The sequence below is a fragment of the Gulosibacter sp. 10 genome, from assembly GCF_900163695.1.
Classification (GTDB): Bacteria; Actinomycetota; Actinomycetes; order Actinomycetales; family Microbacteriaceae; genus Gulosibacter.
In genome coordinates, this window is sequence record NZ_FUIC01000014.1 from 14,031 (window position 1) to 36,143 (window position 22,113).

21 protein-coding genes are annotated in these 22,113 nt (G+C 70.5%); 12 read left to right on the forward strand and 9 right to left on the reverse strand.

Features of this window, described 5'->3' with window-relative positions; genetic code table 11:
* The first annotated feature begins 119 nt into the window (after window positions 1-119).
* Complete coding sequence (locus FM112_RS05565; protein WP_087004744.1) at window positions 120-1,940, forward strand: ABC transporter ATP-binding protein; 1,821 nt, start codon at window positions 120-122, stop codon at window positions 1,938-1,940.
* A 195-nt stretch (window positions 1,941-2,135) separates the two neighbouring features.
* Here the strand turns inward: FM112_RS05565 and FM112_RS05570 are convergent, their stop codons facing one another.
* Genes FM112_RS05570 through FM112_RS05590 form a run of 5 tightly spaced genes read right to left on the reverse strand, consistent with a single transcriptional unit; the run spans window position 2,136 to window position 8,783 of the window.
* The gene (locus FM112_RS05570; RefSeq protein WP_087004747.1) at window positions 2,136-3,887 is read right to left on the reverse strand and encodes an ABC transporter ATP-binding protein; all 1,752 of its coding nucleotides are present in this window, start codon (window positions 3,885-3,887) and stop codon (window positions 2,136-2,138) included.
* Complete coding sequence (locus tag FM112_RS05575; protein WP_217874442.1) at window positions 3,884-5,650, reverse strand: ABC transporter ATP-binding protein; 1,767 nt, start codon at window positions 5,648-5,650, stop codon at window positions 3,884-3,886. Before FM112_RS05575 ends, FM112_RS05570 begins: the two co-directional genes overlap by 4 nt.
* A 34-nt stretch (window positions 5,651-5,684) precedes the next feature.
* Complete coding sequence (locus tag FM112_RS05580; RefSeq protein WP_176386680.1) at window positions 5,685-6,500, reverse strand: energy-coupling factor transporter transmembrane protein EcfT; 816 nt, start codon at window positions 6,498-6,500, stop codon at window positions 5,685-5,687.
* Complete coding sequence (locus tag FM112_RS05585; protein WP_087004757.1) at window positions 6,497-8,233, reverse strand: ABC transporter ATP-binding protein; 1,737 nt, start codon at window positions 8,231-8,233, stop codon at window positions 6,497-6,499. The genes FM112_RS05580 and FM112_RS05585 overlap by 4 nt, the downstream gene beginning before the upstream one ends.
* Window positions 8,226-8,783 (reverse strand): ECF transporter S component, encoded by a 558-nt coding sequence (locus FM112_RS05590; protein WP_176386681.1) that lies wholly within the window; start codon window positions 8,781-8,783, stop codon window positions 8,226-8,228. Before FM112_RS05590 ends, FM112_RS05585 begins: the two co-directional genes overlap by 8 nt.
* Window positions 8,784-8,914: 131 nt before the next feature.
* On the opposite strand from FM112_RS05590, the gene FM112_RS05595 reads away from it, so the two are divergent.
* The 4 genes from FM112_RS05595 to FM112_RS05610 are packed head-to-tail and all read left to right on the forward strand — an operon-like array spanning window position 8,915 to window position 12,255.
* Window positions 8,915-9,661, forward strand: coding sequence for a TetR/AcrR family transcriptional regulator (locus FM112_RS05595; protein ID WP_087004764.1), 747 nt, complete (start codon window positions 8,915-8,917; stop codon window positions 9,659-9,661).
* Window position 9,662: 1 nt separating this feature from the next.
* Window positions 9,663-10,694 (forward strand): ATP-binding cassette domain-containing protein, encoded by a 1,032-nt coding sequence (locus FM112_RS05600; protein ID WP_087004767.1) that lies wholly within the window; start codon window positions 9,663-9,665, stop codon window positions 10,692-10,694.
* Window positions 10,691-11,464, forward strand: a complete 774-nt coding sequence (locus tag FM112_RS05605; protein WP_087004769.1) for an ABC transporter permease — start codon at window positions 10,691-10,693, stop codon at window positions 11,462-11,464. Before FM112_RS05600 ends, FM112_RS05605 begins: the two co-directional genes overlap by 4 nt.
* Window positions 11,461-12,255: an ABC transporter permease gene (locus tag FM112_RS05610; protein WP_217874444.1), complete on the forward strand. Its 795-nt coding sequence runs from the start codon at window positions 11,461-11,463 to the stop codon at window positions 12,253-12,255. Before FM112_RS05605 ends, FM112_RS05610 begins: the two co-directional genes overlap by 4 nt.
* Here the strand turns inward: FM112_RS05610 and FM112_RS05615 are convergent.
* Complete coding sequence (locus FM112_RS05615; protein WP_140400582.1) at window positions 12,244-12,522, reverse strand: hypothetical protein; 279 nt, start codon at window positions 12,520-12,522, stop codon at window positions 12,244-12,246. The two genes, FM112_RS05610 and FM112_RS05615, sit on opposite strands and share 12 nt — an antisense overlap.
* Window positions 12,523-12,714: 192 nt before the next feature.
* On the opposite strand from FM112_RS05615, the gene FM112_RS05620 reads away from it, so the two are divergent.
* On the forward strand, window positions 12,715-13,422 hold the full coding sequence (locus tag FM112_RS05620; protein ID WP_087004778.1) for a hypothetical protein: 708 nt from the start codon (window positions 12,715-12,717) through the stop codon (window positions 13,420-13,422).
* A 141-nt stretch (window positions 13,423-13,563) separates the two neighbouring features.
* On the opposite strand, the gene FM112_RS05625 is transcribed toward FM112_RS05620, so the two are convergent.
* The gene (locus FM112_RS05625) at window positions 13,564-14,361 is read right to left on the reverse strand and encodes a class I SAM-dependent methyltransferase (protein ID WP_087004781.1); all 798 of its coding nucleotides are present in this window, start codon (window positions 14,359-14,361) and stop codon (window positions 13,564-13,566) included.
* Window positions 14,362-14,519: 158 nt separating this feature from the next.
* Between FM112_RS05625 and FM112_RS05630 the strand changes: the two genes are divergently transcribed.
* Window positions 14,520-14,933 carry a DUF6069 family protein gene (locus tag FM112_RS05630; RefSeq protein ID WP_217874446.1) on the forward strand — a complete coding sequence of 138 codons (414 nt, stop codon included), beginning with the start codon at window positions 14,520-14,522 and terminating at the stop codon, window positions 14,931-14,933.
* Window positions 14,933-15,364 carry a MarR family winged helix-turn-helix transcriptional regulator gene (locus tag FM112_RS05635; RefSeq protein WP_087004784.1) on the forward strand — a complete coding sequence of 144 codons (432 nt, stop codon included), beginning with the start codon at window positions 14,933-14,935 and terminating at the stop codon, window positions 15,362-15,364. The genes FM112_RS05630 and FM112_RS05635 overlap by 1 nt, the downstream gene beginning before the upstream one ends.
* Window positions 15,365-15,415: 51 nt before the next feature.
* Here FM112_RS05635 and FM112_RS05640 read toward each other — a convergent pair whose 3' ends face one another.
* Window positions 15,416-16,648 (reverse strand): RNA polymerase sigma factor, encoded by a 1,233-nt coding sequence (locus tag FM112_RS05640; RefSeq protein ID WP_217874448.1) that lies wholly within the window; start codon window positions 16,646-16,648, stop codon window positions 15,416-15,418.
* 9 nt (window positions 16,649-16,657) lie between these two features.
* Window positions 16,658-17,008 carry a YciI family protein gene (locus tag FM112_RS05645; RefSeq protein WP_087004787.1) on the reverse strand — a complete coding sequence of 117 codons (351 nt, stop codon included), beginning with the start codon at window positions 17,006-17,008 and terminating at the stop codon, window positions 16,658-16,660.
* A gap of 198 nt (window positions 17,009-17,206) precedes the next feature.
* Between FM112_RS05645 and FM112_RS17100 the strand changes: the two genes are divergently transcribed.
* The 4 genes from FM112_RS17100 to FM112_RS05670 all read left to right on the forward strand — a co-directional run bounded on the left by FM112_RS17100 (window position 17,207) and on the right by FM112_RS05670 (window position 22,043).
* Complete coding sequence (locus FM112_RS17100) at window positions 17,207-17,500, forward strand: DUF4333 domain-containing protein (RefSeq protein WP_176386682.1); 294 nt, start codon at window positions 17,207-17,209, stop codon at window positions 17,498-17,500.
* A gap of 678 nt (window positions 17,501-18,178) precedes the next feature.
* Window positions 18,179-19,354 carry an ATP/GTP-binding protein gene (locus FM112_RS05660; protein WP_087004796.1) on the forward strand — a complete coding sequence of 392 codons (1,176 nt, stop codon included), beginning with the start codon at window positions 18,179-18,181 and terminating at the stop codon, window positions 19,352-19,354.
* On the forward strand, window positions 19,351-19,698 hold the full coding sequence (locus tag FM112_RS05665; RefSeq protein WP_087004799.1) for a hypothetical protein: 348 nt from the start codon (window positions 19,351-19,353) through the stop codon (window positions 19,696-19,698). Before FM112_RS05660 ends, FM112_RS05665 begins: the two co-directional genes overlap by 4 nt.
* Before the next feature lie 134 nt (window positions 19,699-19,832).
* On the forward strand, window positions 19,833-22,043 hold the full coding sequence (locus FM112_RS05670; RefSeq protein ID WP_087004802.1) for an NADP-dependent isocitrate dehydrogenase: 2,211 nt from the start codon (window positions 19,833-19,835) through the stop codon (window positions 22,041-22,043).
* The last annotated feature ends 70 nt before the right edge of the window (window positions 22,044-22,113 follow it).

A 22,113-nucleotide genomic window follows, 5' to 3' on the forward strand; every position in this document is an offset into this window, starting at 1 on the left:
TACACTCTTCCTCTGCCCACGAACGCCTCGGGATCCGGAATGCGCCGGCTCTCGGGGCGTTGTACTGTCTCCCGGCTCCGCGCCGGCTCCCGACCACGTCGAAAGAGGCGAAGCCCGACTTGTCCACCCTCCTGCGCATCCTGCGGTTCACCCGCTCCCTCACGCCGTACTACCTCGGCATCATGATCGCGGCGGCCGTCGTCACGGGCGCCGGCATCGCCGTGCCGTTCATCACCGGCGCCGCGACCGACACGGTGGTCGCCGCCGTCGGCTCGGTCGCGGAGGGGAACGGCGTGCCGGAGACCGCGATCCGCACGGTGCTGCTGCTCGCCCTCGCGCTGCTCGCGGCGAGTCTCGTCGAGACCGTCGTGAGCAACGTCGGCGGCTACTGGGGCGACGTGATGAGCGCGAAGATGCGCACCATCCTCTCGACCCGCTACTTCGAGCAGCTGCTCGCGCTCCCCCAGCGCTACTTCGACGGCGAGCTCACGGGCACGGTCGTCGCGCGCCTCAACCGGTCGATCGCCGAGGTCACGAACTTCATGAAGTCGTTCTCGAACATGTTCGTGACGATGCTCATGACCACGGTCGCCGTGCTCGTCATCAGCGCGTGGCACTACTGGCCGCTCGCGCTGCTGCTCGCGGTCGCCTACCCCGTCTACCTGTGGCTCACGGCGCTCACGAGCCGCAAGTGGCAGCGCATCGAGGACGACAAGAACCGCTATGTGGACGAGGCCTCGGGACGGTTCTCCGAGGTGGTCGGGCAGATGCGCGTGGTCAAGTCGTTCGTCCGCGAGCGCGGCGAGCTCTCGCACTTCTCGACCCGGTTCGACGAGACGGTGCGGCTCACGCGGGAGCAGTCGATGCACTGGCACCGCATGGATGCGCTGCGCCGGGGCGCGCTGAACGTCATCTTCTTCGGACTCTACGTCATCATCTTCGTGCGCACGGTGACCGGCCACTTCACCCCCGGCGAGATGGTGATGCTCGTGCAGCTCATGGCCATGGCGCGGGAGCCTGTGCAGAACCTCAGCTGGGTGGTCGACACCGCCCAGCGCGCGGTCGCCGGCTCGCGCTCGTACTTCGAGGTGATGGACCTCGACCCGGCGGCCGTGGACGGCGGCGGCGCCCGCCCCGAGGAGGCGCCGGCCGCCGAGGTCGAGGAGGGGCCGCGCGTTCCCGCCGTCGCCTTCGACGACGTGAGCTTCAGCTACGACGGCCACGAGGATGTGCTGCGGCACATCTCGTTCGAGGTGCGGGCGGGCGAGCGGGTCGCGTTCGTCGGCGAGTCGGGCGGCGGCAAGACCACGCTCATGAACCTGCTGCTGGGCCTCTACGCGGCGCGCTCCGGCAGCATCCGCGTGGCGGGTGCTGGGAACGATCTCGCCTCGCTGCGCCGCAGCATCGCGGTGGTGTTCCAGGACCCCTCGCTGTTCTCGGGCACCATCGCCGAGAACATCGCCTACGGCCGCCCGGACGCCACCCGCGAGGAGATCGAGGCCGTGGCCGGCCGCGCGGCGGTCGACGGCTTCGTCGCGAAGCTGCCGAACGGCTACGACACCGTCGTCGGCGAGCGCGGCATGAAGCTCTCGGGCGGGCAGAAGCAGCGCATCGCCGTGGCGCGGGCCATGCTCAAGGACGCGCCGCTCCTCGTGCTCGACGAGGCGACCTCGGCGCTCGACACCAAGTCGGAGCGGCTCGTGCAGCAGGGGCTCGACGACCTCATGAGCGATCGCACGAGCCTCATCATCGCCCACCGGCTGTCGACGATCGCCGAGGTCGACCGCATCATCACGCTGCGCGACGGGCGGGTGGATGAGATCGGCACCCCGGCGGAGCTCGCGACCTCGGGCGGCATCTACGCCGAGCTCCTCGCCCTGCAGCACTCGGCCTCGAAGGCCGACCGCAAGCGGCTCAAGCGGTTCGGCGTGGTGCTCTGAGACGGATGGGGCTCCTCGGTGCGCGGCCGGCGTTCACGGGCCGAGGAGCGAGAGCGGGACTACGGCGATGCCGTCCCCGCGACGGTAGGCGCTGGGACGGTGTTCACAACCACCAGGCCGGATGAACCTCGCCGTGAAACGCCCACGCCTTGCGCGCAGATCATCAAGAGTCGTACCGAACTGCCGACTCGGCTGTTACCCGTCGAGGGCATCCGAATCGTGCGCGATCCGCCATCCCGTGGCTTCGGCCTTCTCGACCCAGAAACCACGATAGCGGTCGCTTGATTCGAGCAGCTCCTCGTGCGTGCCGACCGCTTCGAGCTCGCCTTCGGGACTGAGGACGACGATCTGGTCAGCGCCGATGATGGTGTGCAGACGGTGCGCGATGACGATGGTGGTGCGCTGCGCGGCGAGTTCCTCGAGGCCTTTCAGGATGAGGTGCTCGTTGTCGATGTCCAGCGAGCTGGTCGCCTCGTCGAGCAGCACGATCGGGGCGTCCTTGAGCAGGGCTCGGGCGATGGACACCCGCTGTCGCTGCCCGCCCGAAAGACTCTGCCCGCCCTCGCTGATGACGGTCTCGAAGCCCAGCGGGAGCTGCTCGGCGATCTCGGTCACCCCGGCGAGCTCTGCCGCGCGCAGGACCTCATCGCGGGTCGCGTCGAGCCGTCCGAGGCGGATGTTCTCGTAGAGGGTGTCCTCGAAGAGGTAGACGTCCTGGAACACCATCGCGAGGGAGTCGAGCACGTGGCGGCTGCCGAGTTCGCGCACGTCGACCCCGCCGATGCGCACGGCGCCGCCGTCGACGTCGTAGAAGCGGGCGGCGAGCTTGACGAGGGTGCTCTTGCCGGAGCCGCTGGGGCCGACCAGCGCAGTCGTCGTGCCGGGCCCGACGCGAAAGCTCACTCCTCGTACGACTGGGGTACTGGGCCGGTAGCCGAAGGTCACGTCGTCGAACTCGATGCCGTACCCCTCGGGCGATGCCGGAGCGGCGGGCTCGGGCAGCGCCTCGGCGTCGAGCACCTTCTGCACCTCGTCGAGAGTGTTGTGGGCCATCTGCAGCCCTTCTCCGAACGGCACGGCCTGCGTCGCGAGCTTGGCCAGCATGAAGACGAGCACGATGAGGCCCACGAACATGCCGGGCGCCAGCTGGCCGGCCAGCAGGAGCCCGGTCGCGGCCGCGTGGACGACGACAGTGCCGAGCATGATGATCGAGCTGAGACGGGACAGGACGGCGTGCCCGCTGGCCTGCGTGCGCTGCAGCACGAGCAGCTGCTCCCGCATCGCCTCGCGCACGGCGCGCTCACCGATCGAGTCGGGGCCCGCGGCACGGAGCACCGGCTGCACCTGGGCGAACTCGTACACCTGTGCTGCGGTGCGCTCCTCGTGCTCCGCCTTGACCTGCTCCGCCGCTCTGGCGCGCGCGAACAGGATACGGAAGGCGACGACGGTCACGATCGACACGATCGCGGCGAGCACCCCGATGCGCCAGTCGACGAGCACCAGGAAGACGCTCGCGAGCGCGGCGGAAACCCCGCCGTTCAGGATCGGGCGCAGCATCATCCCCGGCGCGTTCGCCGCGAAGACGGCGCCGGTGCTGACGGTGACGCCGAGCTGCCCGGAGCGGTCGGTCTCGAAGAACCCGAGCGGCAGCTCCACGGCCCGGTTCGCCAGCAGCTCGTGGATGCGCTGGATGTATTCGTTGCCGACGTTCTGCGCGATCACCTCGATCAGCCAATCGGAGGCCGCGTAGACGGCGAAGGCGACCCCCGTCCAGATCAGGAACGTCATCGTCTGCCCGGCGGCGCCGCCGAAGAGCGCGTCGAGGAAGAGGGCGATGCTCACGAGCCCGGCCGCGAGTGCCGCCGAGGAGATGCCCAGGAGAGCGAGCAGTATCGTGAGCGTCCGGCGGTTCCGGGCGCTGCCGATCGCATAGAGGATGCGGATCATCGGTTCTGCTCCTTCCGGGTGCGCTGCCTGGATGCTTCGTAGCGCTGCCACATGCCTGCGTAGCTGCCGCCGGCGGCGACGAGCTCTTCATGGCGGCCGCGCTCGGTGACGCGGCCCTCCTCGAGCACAAGGATGGTGTCGGCGTCGGTGATCGTGTGCAGGCGGTGCGCGATCACGAGGAGTGTGCGGCCCTGTACCAGTGCGGTGATGGCCTGCTGGATCGCGGCCTCGGAATCGGGGTCGGCGAACGCGGTCGCCTCGTCGAGGACGAGCACGGGGGCGTCGCGCAGAATCGCCCGCGCGATCGCGACGCGCTGCTGCTCGCCGCCGGAGAGCTGGGCGTCCTCGCCGATCACGGAGTCGTAGCCTCGTGGCAGCGTGAGGATGCGGTCGTGGATCTGCGCCGCCCGGGCGGCGCGGAGCACGTCCTCCTCGCTCGCATCGGGATCGGCGAGGCGGATGTTGTCGCGCACGCTGAGCTGCATGAGATAGGCGTCCTGGAACACGAATCCGACCTGGTCGTACAGCTGCTCGGCGGTGAGGTCCGTGGTGGCGATGCCGCCGATGCGCACCGCGCCGCTCGTCGGGTCCAGCAGGCGCGGGATGAGCTGTGCGAGGGTCGACTTGCCCGCTCCCGAAGGGCCGACGAGCGCGGTGACCGAGCCGGGATCCAGACGCGCGGTCACGCCCTCGAGCACCGTGGCGTCCTCGACGTAGGCGAAGCTCAGCTCGTCGAAGCCGATGCTGTTGTCGGCAGGACGCCGGCTCCCCGCCGCTTCGGGGAGGACGGGGATGTCGAAGAATCCGGTGATCTCTCCCGCGGCCTGACCGGCCTCCTTGAACATCATGCCCATCTGCGCCAGCTGTTTGATGGGGCCGGCGATGTTGCCGATGAGCAGGAGTCCCGCGAGCACGGCGAGCACGCTGACGTCGTAGGTCGAGAGCAGCCAGGGGCCTGCGAGAACGACGACGAACAGCCCGAACAGCGGCGACGAGACGACTTGGATGAGGGCTGCCGGGTGCACGGTCGCGCGCACCCAGGCGAGGTAGGACCTCGCGAAGTCGCGGGAGCGTGCGAGGAACGCGCCCTGATTGCGCCCCTCCGGCTGAAACACCTTGATCACGCCGATGCCGCGCACCAGCTCCACGATCGCGGAGTTCAGATCCGCCAGGCCTCGCGTGTACCGCTGCGCCTGTTCGTCGTAGTCGCGCATCATGAACGGCATGAGGCCGAACGCGAGCACGGTCGGGATCAGGGCGATGAGTCCCATCCGCCACTCGATGACGAACAGATAGACCAGGCTCAGCAGCGGCACGAGTGCGGCAGAGGTGATATCCGGTGCGCCGTGCGCAACGATCATGTGGATCTTGTTCACGTCGTCCTGCACGAACTTCTTCACCTTGCCCGATGAGGTGGTGCTGAACCACGACAGGGGCAGCTGCAAGAGCTTGGTGAGCTGGCGTTGGCGGATGTCCTCGGCCAGCACCCCGTCGGCGCGATGGCTCGTGAGGTAGCTCTGGTTCATGCACAGCGCTTGCAGCAGCGTCGCGACGGCCAGCCCGGCGATCAGCCCCCACACGAGCGCGGGGTTCACGGCGCCGCCCGAGAATGCGGGCAGCACGGCGCGGGCGAGCTCGATGAGCACCACCACGGGCGCCAGGGAGAGCACTGCTGCGAGCACTGCCAGCAGCCCCGAGAGCAGGAGCCGGCGATGCGCGGGCTTCGTGATCTGCCAGAACGTGGTGCGATGCGGATCGTTCATCGGCATCCTTTCGTCAGACATGCGGCGAGTACGGTCATGCTCCGGTGTATCCGTAGATGTTGCCGCTCCACCGGGCGAGGCCGAGGACGGCCATGACGGCGAAGACGGCGGCGAGGAGCAGCCAGAACAGGATGAGGAAGACGACGTCTCGGCGCCGCATCAGGACGGGATGTCGGTCGGTGCGCGTCGGGTGCGCGCCGAAACCGCGGGCGTCCATCGCGAGCGAGAGTCGTTCGGCATAGCGGGCGCCGCCGGCCAGCAGCGGGATCGCGGATCGGCTGCTCCGGCGGAGGAATCCGACCGGCCCCCGTGGGTCGATGATCCCCCGTGCACGGTGTGCGGCGCGAAGCGTGACGAGATCGTCGCGGTATCGGGGGGCGAAGCGGGCGGCGGCGAGGGCGCCGTGGGCGAAGCGGTAGGGGATGCGGAGCTGCCGGACGAGCGCACTCGAGAGTCCGGCGATCGTCGTCCCCGCCGACCCCAGGAGGGCGAGCATCGAGACGGCGATCAATCGGAGCGCGGTGGCCGTCCCGATCTCCAGCGCCCCTGCGCGGAGCGTGACCCAGCCGTCGAACACTATCGGCGTGGAGGAGACGAGCTCCGGCCGTACCAGCAGGGCGAACAGCAGCGCCGTCCACGCCCCGACGATCAGGACGGCCAGCGCGCCGACGAGGAGCGTCCGCGCCCTGATCCGCAGGCCGGACAGCAGCACGACCAGCGCGAGCACGGTGATCGACGCGGGGGTGGCGACATCGCGGGTGAAGAACACGAGTATCAGCGGCGGCAGGGTCGCGGCGAGCTTGACGAGGGGGTTGATCGCGGTCAGCCAGCCGCGCATCGTCTGCGTCATGTCTGTGCCTCCAACAGCTGGTCCGAGCGGGTGAGGTGCTCCCATCCCCGCCCGCTCCGGGCGAGCATCCGGGCCAGACGCGGGATCGGCGGCTGCCTGAGCCCGGCGCGCTCGATCAGGTCCGCATTCCGAAGAAGCGCCGCAGCGGGGCCGACTTCCAGGAGATGCGCGTCGGCGAGGATGGCGAGACGGTGGGCGTGGTCGGCCACGAGCTGCAGGTCGTGCGTGACCATGACGATCGTGATCCCTGTCGCGTTGAGCTCGTCGACGAGCGCGATGATCTCCTCGGCCCGTGCCCGATCCTGCCCGAAGGTCGGCTCGTCGAGGATGAGGATGCCCGGCTCGGTGATCAGTGCGGTGGCGACCGAGAGACGGCGCTTCTCTCCGTGGGAGAGCAGGAACGGGTTCACCTTCGCGTAGCGTGCCAGATCGAACCGCTCGAGCATCGCCGCGACGGCCGCGGCGATCTCATCCTCGTCGCGACGGCGAACCCGGAGCCCGTAGCCCAGCTCGTCGGCGACGGTGCGGGTGACGAACTGGTGCTCCGGATTCTGGAACACGTACCCGACCCGATCGCCGATCTGCCGCGCGTCCAGCGATCCGAGCGGCACGCCCTCGAGCTCGACGCGTCCCGATCTCAGGGGTGCGAGACCTGCCAAGGCACGGGTGAGGGTGCTCTTGCCGGCCCCGTTCGTCCCGGCGACCGCGAGGAATTCGCCCCGACGGATCTCGAGGTCGACGCCCTCGAGCACGACCTGACCGCCGAGTGCCACCGCGGCGTCCACGGTGCGGGCGACGACATCGGTCCGCTCGCCATCGCGTCCGGTCCGGTCGCCGCCTCGCGGCGTCTCGACCGGCGTGTCCGTGGCGATGCTCTTCGCCGCGAGCCGGTCTGCGAGCTCCGGGAGCGTCAGCGGGAGCGGGAGCGCGTCGGGCGCGGATCGGAGGGCGATCTCGGTTGCGGTCGGAAGCCAGACTCCGTGCCTGCGCAGCAGCGCTGCATGTCTGCCGAACACGTCGGCCGGTGCGCCGTCCGCGATCAGCTCCGCGGCGTGGTCGAGCACGATCACGCGATCGGCGAGCGGCAGGGCATCGTCGAGTTCATGCTCGACGAGGATCGTCGTGCGTGTGCCGTCGCGGAGTTCCGCCAGGGTGGCGTAGAACTCCGCGGATGCAGCCGGGTCGAGGTTCGCCGTCGGCTCATCGAGGATCAGCAGCTCGGGGTCGAGGGCGAGGGCGCACGCGATGGCGAGCCGCTGTCGGCCACCGCCCGAGAGCGCGGCGGGACTGAGCAGCGCCTCCTCGCGTGTGTTCGCGAGTCCCACACGTTGCAGGGCGGGCAAAGCGCGCGCCTCGATCTCCGGCGCGGGAACCAGCAGGTTCTCCAGGCCGAAGCAGACCTCGTCGAGCAGGGTGTTCGTGACGACCTGCGCATCGGGGTCCTGGAACACCATCCCGACGTGCGCGGCGAGCTGCCCGGGATGCGCGGTCGCGGTGTCGATCCCTGCGCAGACCACACGCCCGCGCAGTTCCGCGTCGGCGCTCGTGGGGATGAGGCCCGACATCGCCAGCAGCAGTGTCGACTTCCCGCAGCCGGAGGGCCCGAGGAGCAGCACCGTCTCGCCGGCCGCGATGTCGAGGTCGAGTCCTGATCCGACCCAGTCCTCGGCGGTGTCGTAGCGCACGCTCACGCCGCGCAGCGTGAGCACCGGCTCCCGGTCCGGCTCACGCATCGGTGCGCGGGCGGCGGCCGCCGGCGATCCCGGTGCGGGCGAGGCCCTTCGCGATCGTGAGCGACAGCAGGCTGCAGGCGACGAAGGAGAGGATCTGGATGCCGATAATGCCGATCACGACCCCGGTGTCCATGCTCAGCAGGTTGAGCGACGACGTGCTGCCGAGCAGGGAGATGACGCCCGAGACCATGCCTGCGACCGTGAACGTCCTCCACCCCCACAGCCGGTACCGGGTGACGAAGAAGGGCGCCTCCATGAGCACTCCCCAGAGGAGCATCATGATCACCATGAACACCCCGTACGGGGAGATGATCGTGACGATCCCCGCGGCGGTGGACCCGATGATGCCCGTCCCTGCACGACGCAGCAGCGCCAGCGGGATCAGCGCCGACATGCCCCAGAGCCCGTAGCTGATGACCCCGACCATGGGGGCGGCCGCCGTCACCGCCCCCTGGGCGAAGTTGATCGGGATCAGGATCACGCCCACCGCCGCACCGAGTGCGACCGCCGTGAGGATCGTGCGCGTCGTGTACCGGCGTCGCTGCGGCATAGGGCTCTGCGTGGGCGTGGGGGTCTCCGGCATCGTGGGCCTTCCGGGGTCGAGACTTCCAGAACGTAACTGAGAATAATTCTCAATGATACACTGTTGCAATCAGTGTTTCAATCACGAGAGGAAGCGGGATGACCAAACGTGAGACCGAGCCGTTCCATGTCGGGCTGACCGCCGAGGCCGTCATCGACGCGGCGGTCGAGCTGACGCGCGAGTCGCATCTGCTCTCGTGGTCGATCCGCGATCTTGCGAAGCGTCTCGGCGTGAACCCGTCGGCGATCTATCACCATGTCGGCGGCAAGGATCTGCTGTGCCGGCGCGTGGCTGAGCGTGTCGGCGAGGGACTCGTCGTCCCCGATCCCGGCCTCGAGTGGCAGGACTGGTTCCGGGAGCTCCTGCTCACGATGGGGCCGATGGTGATGCAGTACCCGGGCGTCGCGAAGTGGATGCTCCTGCACGGCCCGAACACGCAGGCCGTCATGCCGGGGTTCACCGCCGGGTTCGCGGCGCTCACGCGAGCAGGGTTCGGCGAGCAGGCGGGCCACGCCTTTGCGCTGCTGATGAACAATCCCCTGCTGTCGATCGCGCTCGGCGACGACCGGCTCCTGCATGAGGAGGACGGGCCTCGGGATCACGCCTCGATGATGCGGGAGTTCGAGCGGATCTCCACGGGCCAGCCCGGCATGGATGTCTTCAAGAACTCGCTCATGCGCCCCTATGCCGAAGGCGGCGAGTCGGCGGTCCGCGCTCGCTTCGGCTACTTCCGGTTCTGCATCGACATCACCATCACCGGTCTGAACGCCTGGCTCGAGGCAGGGCTGCCCGACGGGTCGACGCCCACCGCATCGGCGACGCCCACGCAGGAAGGGGGCGACTGACATGGGCATACCGCTGAGACGATCGCCGTCCGCCGGGCACGGCGCCGACCCGGTATTGGTCGTCGAAGACCTGCACAAGTCGTTCGGCAAGGCCGCCTCGCGCAAGGATGTGCTGCGAGGGCTCAGCCTCACGATCCCCGCGGGCAGCATCCTCGCCCTGCTCGGCGCGAACGGGGCCGGAAAGACCACGCTCGTGAACATCCTCTCCACCCTGATGCTCCCCAGCACGGGATCCGCGAGCGTCGACGGTCATGACGTGGTGCGCGATGCCCGCACCGTACGGGAGCTGATCTCGCTCACCGGCCAGTTCGCGGCCGTCGACGCGGAGCTCACCGGCCGGGAGAACCTGATCTACTTCGCAAGACTCCGCGGTCTCACGAGCACCGCGGCGCGGTCACGGGCCGATGAGCTCCTGGCGCAGTTCCGGCTCACCGAGGCCGCGAGGCAGCTCGTGGCGAGCTACTCCGGGGGTATGCGCCGACGCCTGGACATCGCCGCTTCGCTCATCGTCACCCCGAGGCTGCTGTTCCTCGACGAGCCGACCACCGGCCTGGACCCCCTCTCACGTCGGGAACTGTGGGAGATGGTCGAAGAACTCCGCGACGCGGGAGTCGCGATCCTGCTCACCACCCAGTATCTCGACGAGGCCGAACGGCTCGCCGACACCATCGTGCTGCTGCGCGGCGGTCGCAGCGTCCTCGAGGGCTCGCCGGTACAGATCCGCACGCAGTTCGGCACCCAGGTCTGCCGCCTCGAACTCGATTCCCCCGCCGAAGCCGCCCGTGCCCGCACCGACGTGCTGCCCGCCGCGCTGGGGATCGCCCCGGGGAGCTTCACCATCGAAGGTCTCGGCGCGTCCTTCCCCGCAGCGAGAGGCGCGGACGATCTCACCGCGGCACTCGACGCCCTCCGCGAAGCGGGGATCACCGTGAACTCCGCGCAGCTGAGCGCCCCTTCGCTCGACGACATCTTCCTCGAACTCGCGTTCGAGAACGCCGATACCGCAACGCCGGGAACGGCGGATGCACCGTGACTACCGCGAGCGACCACCATGCGCCGCTGACCGGACTGGCGGGCGGCCTGTGGCGCAATACCCTCAGGCTCGGCCGCAACCGGGCCTCGCTCGTCTCCGCGTTCGTGATCCCCGGCACGATCTTCCTGGCCTTCTGGGTCGTCTTCGGACACGCCGCCGCGCGGGCCGGCGTCGACTACGCCCTGTTCCTGCTGCCCGCGGTCATGTTCCAGGCGGCGCTCTTCAGCGCCGGCGGCTCGGTGATGGCACTCGCGGTCGACGCCGAGAGCGGGATGCTGGCAAGACTCCGCGCGATGCCGATCTCCGCATCGGTCATCGTCGCGAGCCGCCTCGGCACCGACCTGATCCGATCCTTCGCTTCCCTCGCCGCTGTGATCCTCCTCGCGCTCCTCTGCGGGGCGAAACCCGACAACGTCGGCGGCCTCGCGCTCGCCTTCCTGCTCGCGCTCATCATCGGCGAGATCCTCGCCATGCTGTTCTGCGGCCTCGCCCTGCGCACCAGACACCCCGTCGCCGCAGGCGGCATCATCCAGGGCATCGAAATGCCGTTCCTGATGATCTCCACCGGGTTCGTCCCGGCGGACACCCTGCCCGACTGGCTCCGCCCCGTCGTCGTCCACCAGCCCGTCTCCCCGATCATCGACACCCTCCGAGCTCTCCTCGAGGGCGCATCTCCGGGCTCAGCCGGGTGGGAGGCCACCGGCTGGCTGCTCATCGGCGCCATACTCGGCGGCATCTGGGTCACCCGCGCCCTCCGGAGGACGCCATGAGCGAAACGACCCCGGACATGCCCCCGCCGCGGCCCGCATCCTGGCCTGCCGCCGTCGCGATCCACACCGGCAGGATCCTCAGACGGTGGCTGCGGTCGCCGGTGATGCTGTTCACCGCAGTCGCCTTCCCCGTGATGATGATGCTGATCTTCGTCGTCATGTTCCGCGGCATGATCGAGCGGTTCACCGGCGCCCCCGTCGATCTCCCCCGCATCTGGGTCATGATCGTGGTGTCATCGATGCTCACCGGGGCCATCATGGGTGCGGGCAGCACCGTGCAGGAGCGCCGGGAAGGGTTCATGGACCGCATCCGCACTCTCCCCGCGCATGCCTCCGCCGGCTATGCCGGGCGCATCCTCGCGGAATCGCTTCGCGCGTTCCTCGCCGCGCCCCTCACGATGCTCATCGCTCTCGTTTTCGGCGCCGATTTCGGCAGCCCGGCAGCGGTGCTGCGCATGCTCGCCGTGCTGCTGATGGTCGCGATCGCGAGCGGCGCGTTCGGCGTGATGATGGGGTATCTCGCAGAGACGCCACAGGGAGCCGTGGCCGCATCGCCGGCCATCATGGCGGCGATGTTCTTCAACACGGCGATGATGCCCAGCGAGCGCTACGCCGCGCCGCTGCGGCCTATCGTGGACGTCTCGCCGATCACGGCCGTCGCGAACCTGTCTCAAGATGCCCTCGCCGGAGGAACGAGCATCTCTCATATCACGCTGTTCGTCCTCTGGTTCGGCGGACTCGTCCTGCTCAGCGTCGCGGTCATCGCTTTCAAGGCTCGACTACGACGCTGACCAGAGCAGTGTGGAACCGGGAGCGGGCCTGCGGGCCGCCTCGACGACCGGGGAGCCCGGGCCTGCGAGGATTGTCCCGGAAGCTGCGGCGCCCTCGATCACCCACAGCCCGGTACGCCACCGGTGCGCCAGCCACCCAAGCGATAGCGCGGTCGACGACTGCGCGAGCAGTCGCTCCGCAAGCTCCTTCTGACCGATGATCGCCCCGGCCACGGGACCAATCGTCTCGTCGTCAACGATGACATCGGCCATGTCGGCCTCGGTCATCTCCTCTCGGACCGAGCCGGACCCTCGGATACCGTTCATCAGGCAGTCCCCCCCTTCGGTCGCTTCCCGCTCAAGGGACGCATACCAAGCATCACGTTGCCGAGAGGCGACGCCGGGTACGCTCTCGTCTCGGAGCGACCGCCGCCCGCTATCGGAGCGCCGCGCACGGCCGCAGGAGGAGGGGACCGCCGGATGACGAGATATTGGGACCGGCAGAACTCCGTGCTCGCATTCTGGACCGACCCGGTCTCCGAGACGCCGGAGTGGATCGCGGACCGCATCGACGCGTTCGTCGAGCGCGCATCGGCCAGCACCGGCATCGCCGCCTGGCGGTTGGGCGATGGCGCCCAGTGGCGCGGCTCGCGAGCAGAGCGGGCGGCGCTCATCCGGAGGTTCCCGAGCCCCGGCGCGACGGGAGCGCCGGATGGCGAGGACGGCTATGCGCTGTCGGTGGCGGGGACCACCGCCGACCGGGTGTTCATCCAGTGCACCGTGATGGCCGGCGACCCCTATCCCGGGCGGCGCACGCCGATGCACAGCGTCTCGGTCCGGCTGCAGAAGCTCGAGGCGCGGGGCCAGGACCCCGAGCTGGGACTGCGACTGCTCGGGGACGTGGCGGTGGCCTTCGACCCGGCCGCGGCGAGGTGGAGCCTCGACGGCATGTCGGCGTTCGCGACGAGGCGCGGGTTCCAGGTCCCGGAGGGCAACGCCACCTGGGTCAACGACGCCGTCGCAGCGGTCACGACCGTCGCGGAGGGCGTCGCCGCCGACCGCGTCGGCAACGGCGTGCTCCTCACCACCCCGGCGGATTGGAGCGGCGAACGCATCGCCGCGGCCATCCGCGCCACCCTCGACGCGAACGGCATCGCCGACGTGCCGCGCCGACCTGCGGGTGCATAGCGACGCGGAAGAGGGTGCAGCAGTCGGAAGGCGAGAGCGCGTCCGGCTGTCGATCCCGTCACGCTCGGCTACGACGCACCCGGTGCGAACATCACACAGTCGTACCCGACGCCGTTGCGCGGGCCTCGACGGCTCGGCGGATCAATCGCCGGCTCGTCCAAGCGCGTCGAGCCTCCCGGTGTCCGCGGGACGCCTGGCTTCGATGAGGTGCCGGGTGGAGTGCGCGATGAACGGCCCGTCCCGCTGGATGCGTTCGTGGAGGTCGCGGAGCCGATCGCGATGCCGCTCGATCGTGAACCCCGGAACCCACCAGATCACCTTCCGCAGCAGGTACACCACGGCTGCGACATCGTGGATCTCGATGCGCAGCCTCGCCGTCCGCAGGCTCACGATCTCGAGCCCGGCCGCCTCCGCCGCGGCCGCCTCGTCGTCGGGATGGCGCTCGCGCCGCGCCTCGGGCTGGGGGCCGAGGAAGAACTCGATCAGCTCGAACGCGCTCGCAGGCCCGACGTGCTGGGCGAAATAGACACCGCCGGGCCGGAGCACTCGGGCGATCTCCTCCCACCAGATCGTCGCGGGATGCCTGCTGGTGACCAGGTCGAAGGCGGCATCCGCGAACGGCAGCGGCGGCTCGTCGGGGTCGGCCACGACGACCACGCCGCGCGGATGCAGCAGCCGGGCGGCTTTGCGGACGTTCGGCGGCCACGACTCCGTCGCGACCGCAGTGACCGGGAACACCTCGGCCTCGGCGAGCACTTCGCCGCCGCCCGTCTGGATATCGAGCGAAGCAGTCGCGCGGCCGAGCCGATCGGCCAGCTGCCGGGCGTAGCCCCAGGCCGGGCGCTCCTCTGCGGCCCGCCCGTCCAGCCAGGAGAAGTCCCATCCGGATACGTCCGCGGACGCCCCGGCCTCGATCAGCGAATCGAACGTGTCACCCATACCCGCCATTCTCCCGCCCCGCAGCCGCCGGCGACGCTCACCGGGCCGGCCTCGGGGCGTTCTCCGAGCGCCCGGGGGTTGACGCCCGCCCGGGACGGGCGCACAATAAGTCAAGCGCTTGACGAATTATGCCGAGCGCCCCTCCGAAGGGAAATGCCATGAACGGAAACCGGATCGTCGCACGCATCGGCGTGGTCGCGGCGGGCGCCGCGGCCGCACTCGTCATCTGGGCGCTCGCACTGATCGGCGGCGGCATCCAGGTCGCACTCGGCAGAGGCGAGCCCGCGGACATGCCCTGGTGGCAGGTGCTGGCCGCATCGGCGGTCGCCGGCCTCGCGGGCTGGGCGCTGCTCGCGGTGCTCGAGGCGCGCCTCGGCGCTCGAGCCCGCCGGATCTGGACGGTGATCGCGGTCGTCGTCGCGGTCCTCTCCCTGGCCGGCCCGTTCGGCACGCCCGGCATCGAGACGGGCGACCGCTTCTGGCTGGCAGCCGTGCACCTCGCGCTCGCCGGCGCGTACATCCCCCTGATGGCGAGCACGGCGGCCCGAGCCGCATCCCTCCGCGACGCGTGATGCGCTACCCCCTGGGCGCGCTGCTCGCGCAAGCCCACGCGCGATTCGTGGCCGACTGCGAATCGCGCCTGGCCGATGCGGGATATCCGGACGTCGCGATCTCGCACGGCACGAACATCCTGCGCCACCTCTCCCCCGGGACTCCGATGCGCGTCGCCGACCTCGTGCCGCGCTCCGGCGTCACGAAGCAGGCGATCAGCCAGCAGGTGGCCTATCTCGCGGAGCACGGGTACCTCGCGGTCTCTCCCGATGAGCGCGACCGTCGCAGCAGAGTCGTCCTCCTCACCGAGCGGGGCGTCGCGAGCCGGCGCGCGGTGCGCCAGGCTTTCGTCGAGGTCCACCGCGCCTGGCGGGAAAGCTACGGCGAGAATCGGATGCGCGAACTCTTCGACACTCTCGCGGCGATCACCGAGTTCGAACCGGCCTCCTGAGCGCTCCGGCGAGTCGGGGTCGACGCGCCCGCCGCGCATCGGCCGGGGCGGTCATCCCCCGCCCGCGCGCCCGGACGCCCGCGGGCCCGCCCCGGCATCCCCCGCCCGCAGCAGCAGGAGCGCCCGCTCGCCGTCGTTGGCGGCGCTCTCCGCGGCGCGGCGGAACAGCCGCTCGGCCTCGGCCTCCCGGCCGAGCCTGGCGAGCAGGTCGGCGCGGACCGCGAGCGCGTACCGGTCGTCCTGCGCGGGCTCCAGCCCGTCCAGCTCGTCCAGCGCCTCCTGCGGGCCGTCGACGTGCGAGCGCGCCACGAGGCGCGCCGTGCGCACCGCCGCGGTGGGCACGAGCGGCACGAGCATGTCGTAGAGGGCGAGGATCTGCCGCCAGTCGGTGTCCTCGTCGCGCGCGGCATCGCAGTGCACCGCCTGGATGGCGGCCTGCAGCTGGTAGGGGCCGGGGCGGTTCGCGGCGAGGCATTCGCGCACCAGCGCGTGCCCCTCGGCGACCATCGAACGGTCCCAGCGTCCGCGGTCCTGCTCGGGCAGCGCGATCAGCCCGCCGTCCTCCCCGATCCGCGCCGGCCGGCGCGCCTGCAGGAGGAGCAGCAGCGCGAGCAGCCCCTTGGCCTCGGGCTCGCCCCTCGCGCGGGCGGCGACGAGTCTCGCCAGCCGCACCCCCTCCTGGCTGAGGTCGAATCGGCTGAGCGCGCCGGCGGTGGCGACGTAGCCCTCGTTGGCGATCGCGTAGACGACCGCGAGCACGACGTCGAGCCGGTCGTGCAGCCGCCCCGGCTCGGGCAGGCCGATGCGGGCGTCCCGGATCTTCCGTTTGGCGCGCGCGAGGCGCTGGGCGACGGACGACTCGGCGGCGCCGAACGCCCGCGCGATCTCCGCGGCCGTGAGCCCGCCGACGTAGCGGAGCGTCAGCGCCACCTGCGACTCCGCAGAGAGGCTCGGATGCGCGCAGAGCAGGATCATCCGCAGCTCGTCGTCCTCGCCCTCGTCCGGGAAGGTCTCGGCGGGCTGCACGAGCCGCGGCGCGTACCGCTGCTCCGTCTCCGCGCGCCGGATGCGGTCGATCGCGCGCCGGCGGGCCGTCGTGACGATCCAGGCCTGCGGGTTCGGCGGCACGCCCCGGTCGGGCCAGGTCTCGGCGGCCGCGACGAACGCCTCCTGCACGGCGTCCTCGGCCGCCTCGAGGTCGCCGATCGCGCGCATGAGGATCGCGACGGTGCGGCCGTACTCCGAGCGGAACGCCCGGCGCACGGCCGCGATCGCGTCGTCCACGGCGCGCCCTCAGCCGCCGAAGCTCGGCGCGGGGCGGACCTCGATGTCCAGCCCGGTGGCCTCGGAGACCTTGCCCGCCCATGCGACCGCCGCGTCGAGGTCGGCCACGTCGATGACGGTGATGCCGCCGACGTACTCCTTGAGCTCCGCGAACGGCCCGTCCGCCAGGGTGATCGCGCCGTCCCGGCTCGACACCACCGTCGCGGAGGCCGGGTCGGCGAGCGGCATCGCGAACACCCAGACGCCGGCGGACTGCATCTCCCCGGTGACCGCGGTGACGTCCTGGATCACCTGCTGGAGCTGCTCGGGCGCGAGGGTTCGGCCGGCGGGGGTGATGTTGCTCAGCATGTACTGGACCATGATCTTCTCCTTCGTCGCGGCATGGCCTCGATGCCATGCTCGCCATCTACACGTTCGGGAGCGGTCGGATTCGACATTGTCCTCGAGAATTCTCGAGATAGCCGGAGTCAGCCTCCACGACGATTCCCGCACCATCGTCCCTCCGTTAGCATCGCCTCCAGAGCCGCGACCGGCGCGGCCGATGTTGGAGGTACTCCCATGAAGAAGCTCGCCGTGCTCCTCGGAGCCGTGGCCCTCGCACTGGTCGGATGCAGCTCGTCGGTGTCGGCGGACGACCTCGCCGACGAGGTCAAGAGCGCCCTGACCGAGCAGGTGGGGATCGAGCCCGACTCGGTGGAGTGCCCCGATCCGCTGCCCGCGGAGGAGGGGTCCGAGGTGCGCTGCACGCTCACCCACGAGGGCACCTCGTTCGGCGTCACCGTCACCTCCAAGGGAGAGACCGACGGCAACATCGAGTTCGACATCCAGGTCGACGAGACGCCCGAGGGATAGTCGTCGCGCGCCTGCCGCGCAGCGACGGGACTGCACGGCCTCGGCAGGCGCGGGAAACCGCACACCCGCCACGCACCGCGGATGTGAGGCATTTCGCGGCTACCGGCCCGGATGTGAGACTCCTGCCGGGTAACAGCGTTCCATTCCCGGCGTTCCCCTCACATCCGCGCGAAACACGGGCATCCGGCCCTCCACGCCAAGCCCTGCCGCGGAACGCTGACGCCGGCCGGCGGCTACCGGCTCGTCAACCTCGTCACGCCGCTCCCGGGAGCCGAGACCGCCGCGTAGCAGCCGGCACGCCGGCGTCACCGGCACACCGGAATCACGGAGCACCGCGGCTCGGGCCGGGCTACCCTCGTTCCTCGGAGTTCCGGCTCGAGCGCGGGGGACGTTCGGATCGCGGCCGAGGTCGGTCTGCGGGCGATGACCAGCACGAGCACGATAGCGGCGAGGAGCGCGGAGATCGGCGGGGCCAGGCGAAGGAGCAGGCAAGGATCGGTGCGCCGAGCGCCGACCCCGCGGATGCCGATCTGGACGCGCTGGCGCAGCGGCTCGCCGAGAAGGAGGCCGAGGTCCGGCGCGCGCGAGGGCGGCTGCATCGGCTCGCCGCCCGGGACGCGCCGACGGCACCGTGACGCCCCCATGATGCTCCGACCCCGCTCGCATAGGGTGAACCGCATGGCACGGAAACAGACGGCGCTCGAGCAGCACATCGCCGTGTTCGGCGAGAGCGGCAGCGGCAAGACCGTGCTGCTCTCCTCGTTCTACGGCGCCACGCAGGAGCCCCAGTACAGCCGCGAGCACCTCTACCGCCTCTACGCCGACGACACCGGGGTGGGCAACCGGCTGCACCAGAACTACCTCGGCATGAAGCAGGAGGCGCAGGCGCCGCCCGCCACCCGGTTCGAGTCGACCGCCTACTCCTTCTCGATCAAGCTCAAGGAGGACTCGAACGCCAAACGGGTCAGGGGCAGGCCCTTCGACGCCATGCGGCTCGTGTGGCACGACTACCCCGGCGAATGGTTCGAGCAGGATGCGAGCGGCCCCGCGGAGCAGGCCCGCCGGGTCGACGGCTTCCGGTCGCTCCTCGGCTCCGATGTCGCGCTCTTCCTCGTGGACGGCCAGCGCCTGCTCGACTACGCCGGCGAGGAGCAGCGGTACCTGAAGTCGCTGCTCGGCAACTTCCGCAACAGCCTGCTGTCGCTGAAGGGCGAGCTGCTGCGGGGCGGCGAGCCGCTCATCCGATTCCCCCGCATCTGGATCATGGCGCTGTCGAAGTCCGACCTGCTGCCGGAGACCGACGTGTACGCCTTCCGCGACCTCATGATCGGCAAGGTCGCCGAGGAGATCAACGAGCTGCGCGAGGTGCTCTCGGAGTTCGTGGCCGGCAGCGAGGCGCTCGCCGTGGGCGAGGACTTCCTGCTGCTCTCCTCCGCGAAGTTCGAGACGGGCCGCATCGATGTGGATACGCGCGTCGGCGTCGAGCTCATGCTGCCGCTCGCCGCGATGCTGCCCTTCGAGCGCCACGTGCGGTGGGCCCGGACCAAGCAGCTCCCGGGCAAGGTCGCCGAGTCGCTCGTCGGCGCCGGAGCCATCGGGGTCACGGCCCTCGCGGGGGCGCTGCTCGGCAACCGGCGGCTGCCGGGCCCGCTGCGGCTCGTCCAGGGCGCCGTCGGCGGCCTCGTGTCGAAGGAGGCGGTGGACCAGGCCGCGCGGCTCGCCGGCGATGCGCTCAAGTCGATGAACGCCGGCGCACAGGCCCGGCACGACTACCTCGCGGCCACGCTCACGCAGTTCAAGCTGGACCTCGCCCGCGGCGAGCAGGAGCGCGTCCTCCTCCGGAGCCCGCGATGACCCTGATCTGGGCCACTCGCGGGCGGGAGTGGGGCTTCCGATTCCTCCGCGACGGCGGCCTCGACGATCCGCTGCCCGTCTACGACGAGGCCTTCGCGGGCATGGGCGCCGCCGCTTCCGGCGTCCGGCGCAGCGCCCGCGGCTGCGCCCTGCGCTTCCCCGACCCCGAGGGTCGGCGGGACCGGTCCGGGCGGGTCATCCCCCACGACTTCGTCCTCCTCGGCGCGGATGCGGAGGACATCGGCACGCTCGAGGACGGGATGCGCGCGGTCTGGCCCCGGGTCGCCGAGGAGTTCGCCCGCGTCTGGCGCTCCCCCGAGCCGCCGAGCGCCGCGACCGGCTGATCCGGGCGGTCCCGCCCGCACGGTCCCCGCGCATCCCCGCTCCGATAGACTGACCGAGTTATCTCGACTTCGAGACAACTCGACCCCGGAGGGGTCGCCACCCCGCACATCCACCTTCATCAGGGAGTCCGCGCATGGCGAAGATCATCTATACGCACACCGACGAGGCCCCGCTCCTCGCGACCCACTCTTTCCTGCCGATCATCCAGGCCTACGCCGCCAAGGCCGGCGTCGAAGTCGAGACGCGCGACATCTCGCTCGCGGGTCGCATCCTCGCCGGCTTCCCCGACCGCCTCACCGAAGAGCAGCGCGTCGGCGACGCCCTCACCGAGCTCGGCGAGCTCGCGAAGACGCCCGAGGCGAACATCATCAAGCTGCCGAACATCTCGGCCTCCGTGCCCCAGCTCAAGGCCGCCATCGCCGAGCTCCAGGCCCAGGGCTACGACATCCCCGACTACCCCGAGGACGAGGACCGCAGCCCCGAGGCCGAGGACGCCCGCGCCCGCTACGACAAGGTCAAGGGCTCGGCCGTGAACCCCGTGCTCCGCGAGGGCAACTCGGACCGCCGCGCGCCCGCCGCCGTGAAGAACTTCGCCCGCAAGCACCCGCACTCGATGGGCGCCTGGTCCTCCGACTCGAAGACCCGCGTGGCGACCATGGGCGAGAACGACTTCCGCTCCAACGAGCAGTCCGTCGTCATCCCCGCCGACGACGTCCTCGCCATCCGCTTCACGAGCGGCGGCGAGACTCGCGAACTCAAGAGCGGCCTCAAGGTGCTCGAGGGCGAGGTCGTCGACGGCACCGTGCTCAGGGCCGCCGCACTCGACGAGTTCCTGCGCGAGCAGATCGCCGCCGCGAAGGCCGACGACGTCCTCTTCTCGGCGCACCTCAAGGCCACCATGATGAAGGTCTCGGACCCCATCATCTTCGGCCGCATCGTGCGCGCGTTCTTCCCCGCGCTATTCGAGCAGTACGGCGAGGTGCTCGCGGCAGCCGGGCTCTCGGCCAACAACGGCATCGCCGCGATCGTCGCCGGCGCCGAGCATCTGCCCGAGCGCGAGGGCATCCTCGCCGCCGTCGAGCAGGGCTACCAGGACGGCCCGCGCCTCGCGATGGTCAACTCCGACAAGGGCATCACGAACCTGCACGTGCCGAGCGACGTGATCGTGGACGCCTCGATGCCCGCCATGATCCGCATCGGCGGCCGCATGTGGGGCCCGCAGGGCGAGGAGGACGACACCCTCGCGGTGATCCCCGACTCGAGCTACGCCGGCGTGTACCAGGCCGTGATCGAGGACTGCAAGGCCAACGGCGCCTTCGACCCCGCCACGATGGGCTCCGTGCCGAACGTGGGCCTCATGGCGCAGAAGGCGGAGGAGTACGGCTCGCACGACAAGACCTTCCAGCTCGACGCCGCGGGCCGCGTGGAGGTCGTGAACTCGGCCGGCGAGGTGCTCATCGCCCACGACGTCGAGGCCGGCGACATCTGGCGCGCGTGCCAGACCAAGGACGCGCCGATCCGCGACTGGGTCAAGCTCGCCGTCACGCGCGCCCGCGCCTCCGAGACCCCCGCCGTGTTCTGGCTCGACGAGACCCGCGCGCACGACCGCAACCTCATCGCCAAGGTCGAGCAGTACCTCGGCGACCACGACACCGAGGGGCTGGACATCCGCATCCTCTCGCCGATCGAGGCGACCGAGCTGTCGGTGGAGCGCATCCGCCGCGGCGAGGACACCATCTCGGTCACCGGCAACGTGCTGCGCGACTACCTCACCGACCTCTTCCCCATCCTCGAGGTCGGCACCTCCGCGAAGATGCTGTCCGTCGTGCCGCTCATGAACGGCGGCGGCCTGTTCGAGACCGGCGCCGGCGGCTCGGCGCCGAAGCACGTGCAGCAGCTGGTCGAGGAGAACCACCTGCGCTGGGACTCGCTCGGCGAGTTCCTCGCCCTCGCCGAGTCGCTGCGCCACGAGGCGAGCGCGGGCAACGCCCGTGCGGGCCTGCTCGGCAGCGCGCTCGACAAGGCCACCGAGCGCCTCCTCGACGAGAACAAGTCGCCCTCGCGCAAGGCCGGCGAGATCGACAACCGCGGCTCGCACCTCTACGTCGCGGCCTACTGGGCGCAGGAGCTCGCCGCGCAGACCGAGGATGCGGAGCTCGCCGCGGCCTTCGCGCCCGTCGCCGAGGCCTTCGCCGCGCAGGCGGATGCGATCGCGCAGGAGCTCCTGGACGTGCAGGGCTCGCCCGTGGACCTCGGCGGCTACTACCGCCCCGACGCCGACAAGGCGACCGCGGTGATGCGTCCCTCGAAGGCCTTCGACGAGGTCCTCGCGCTGCTCGGCTAGCGATGGTCCCCGCCCGCCTCGAGCGGGCGGGGCCTCACGCAACAGGCGGGGCGTTCAACTCAGTGCAGTT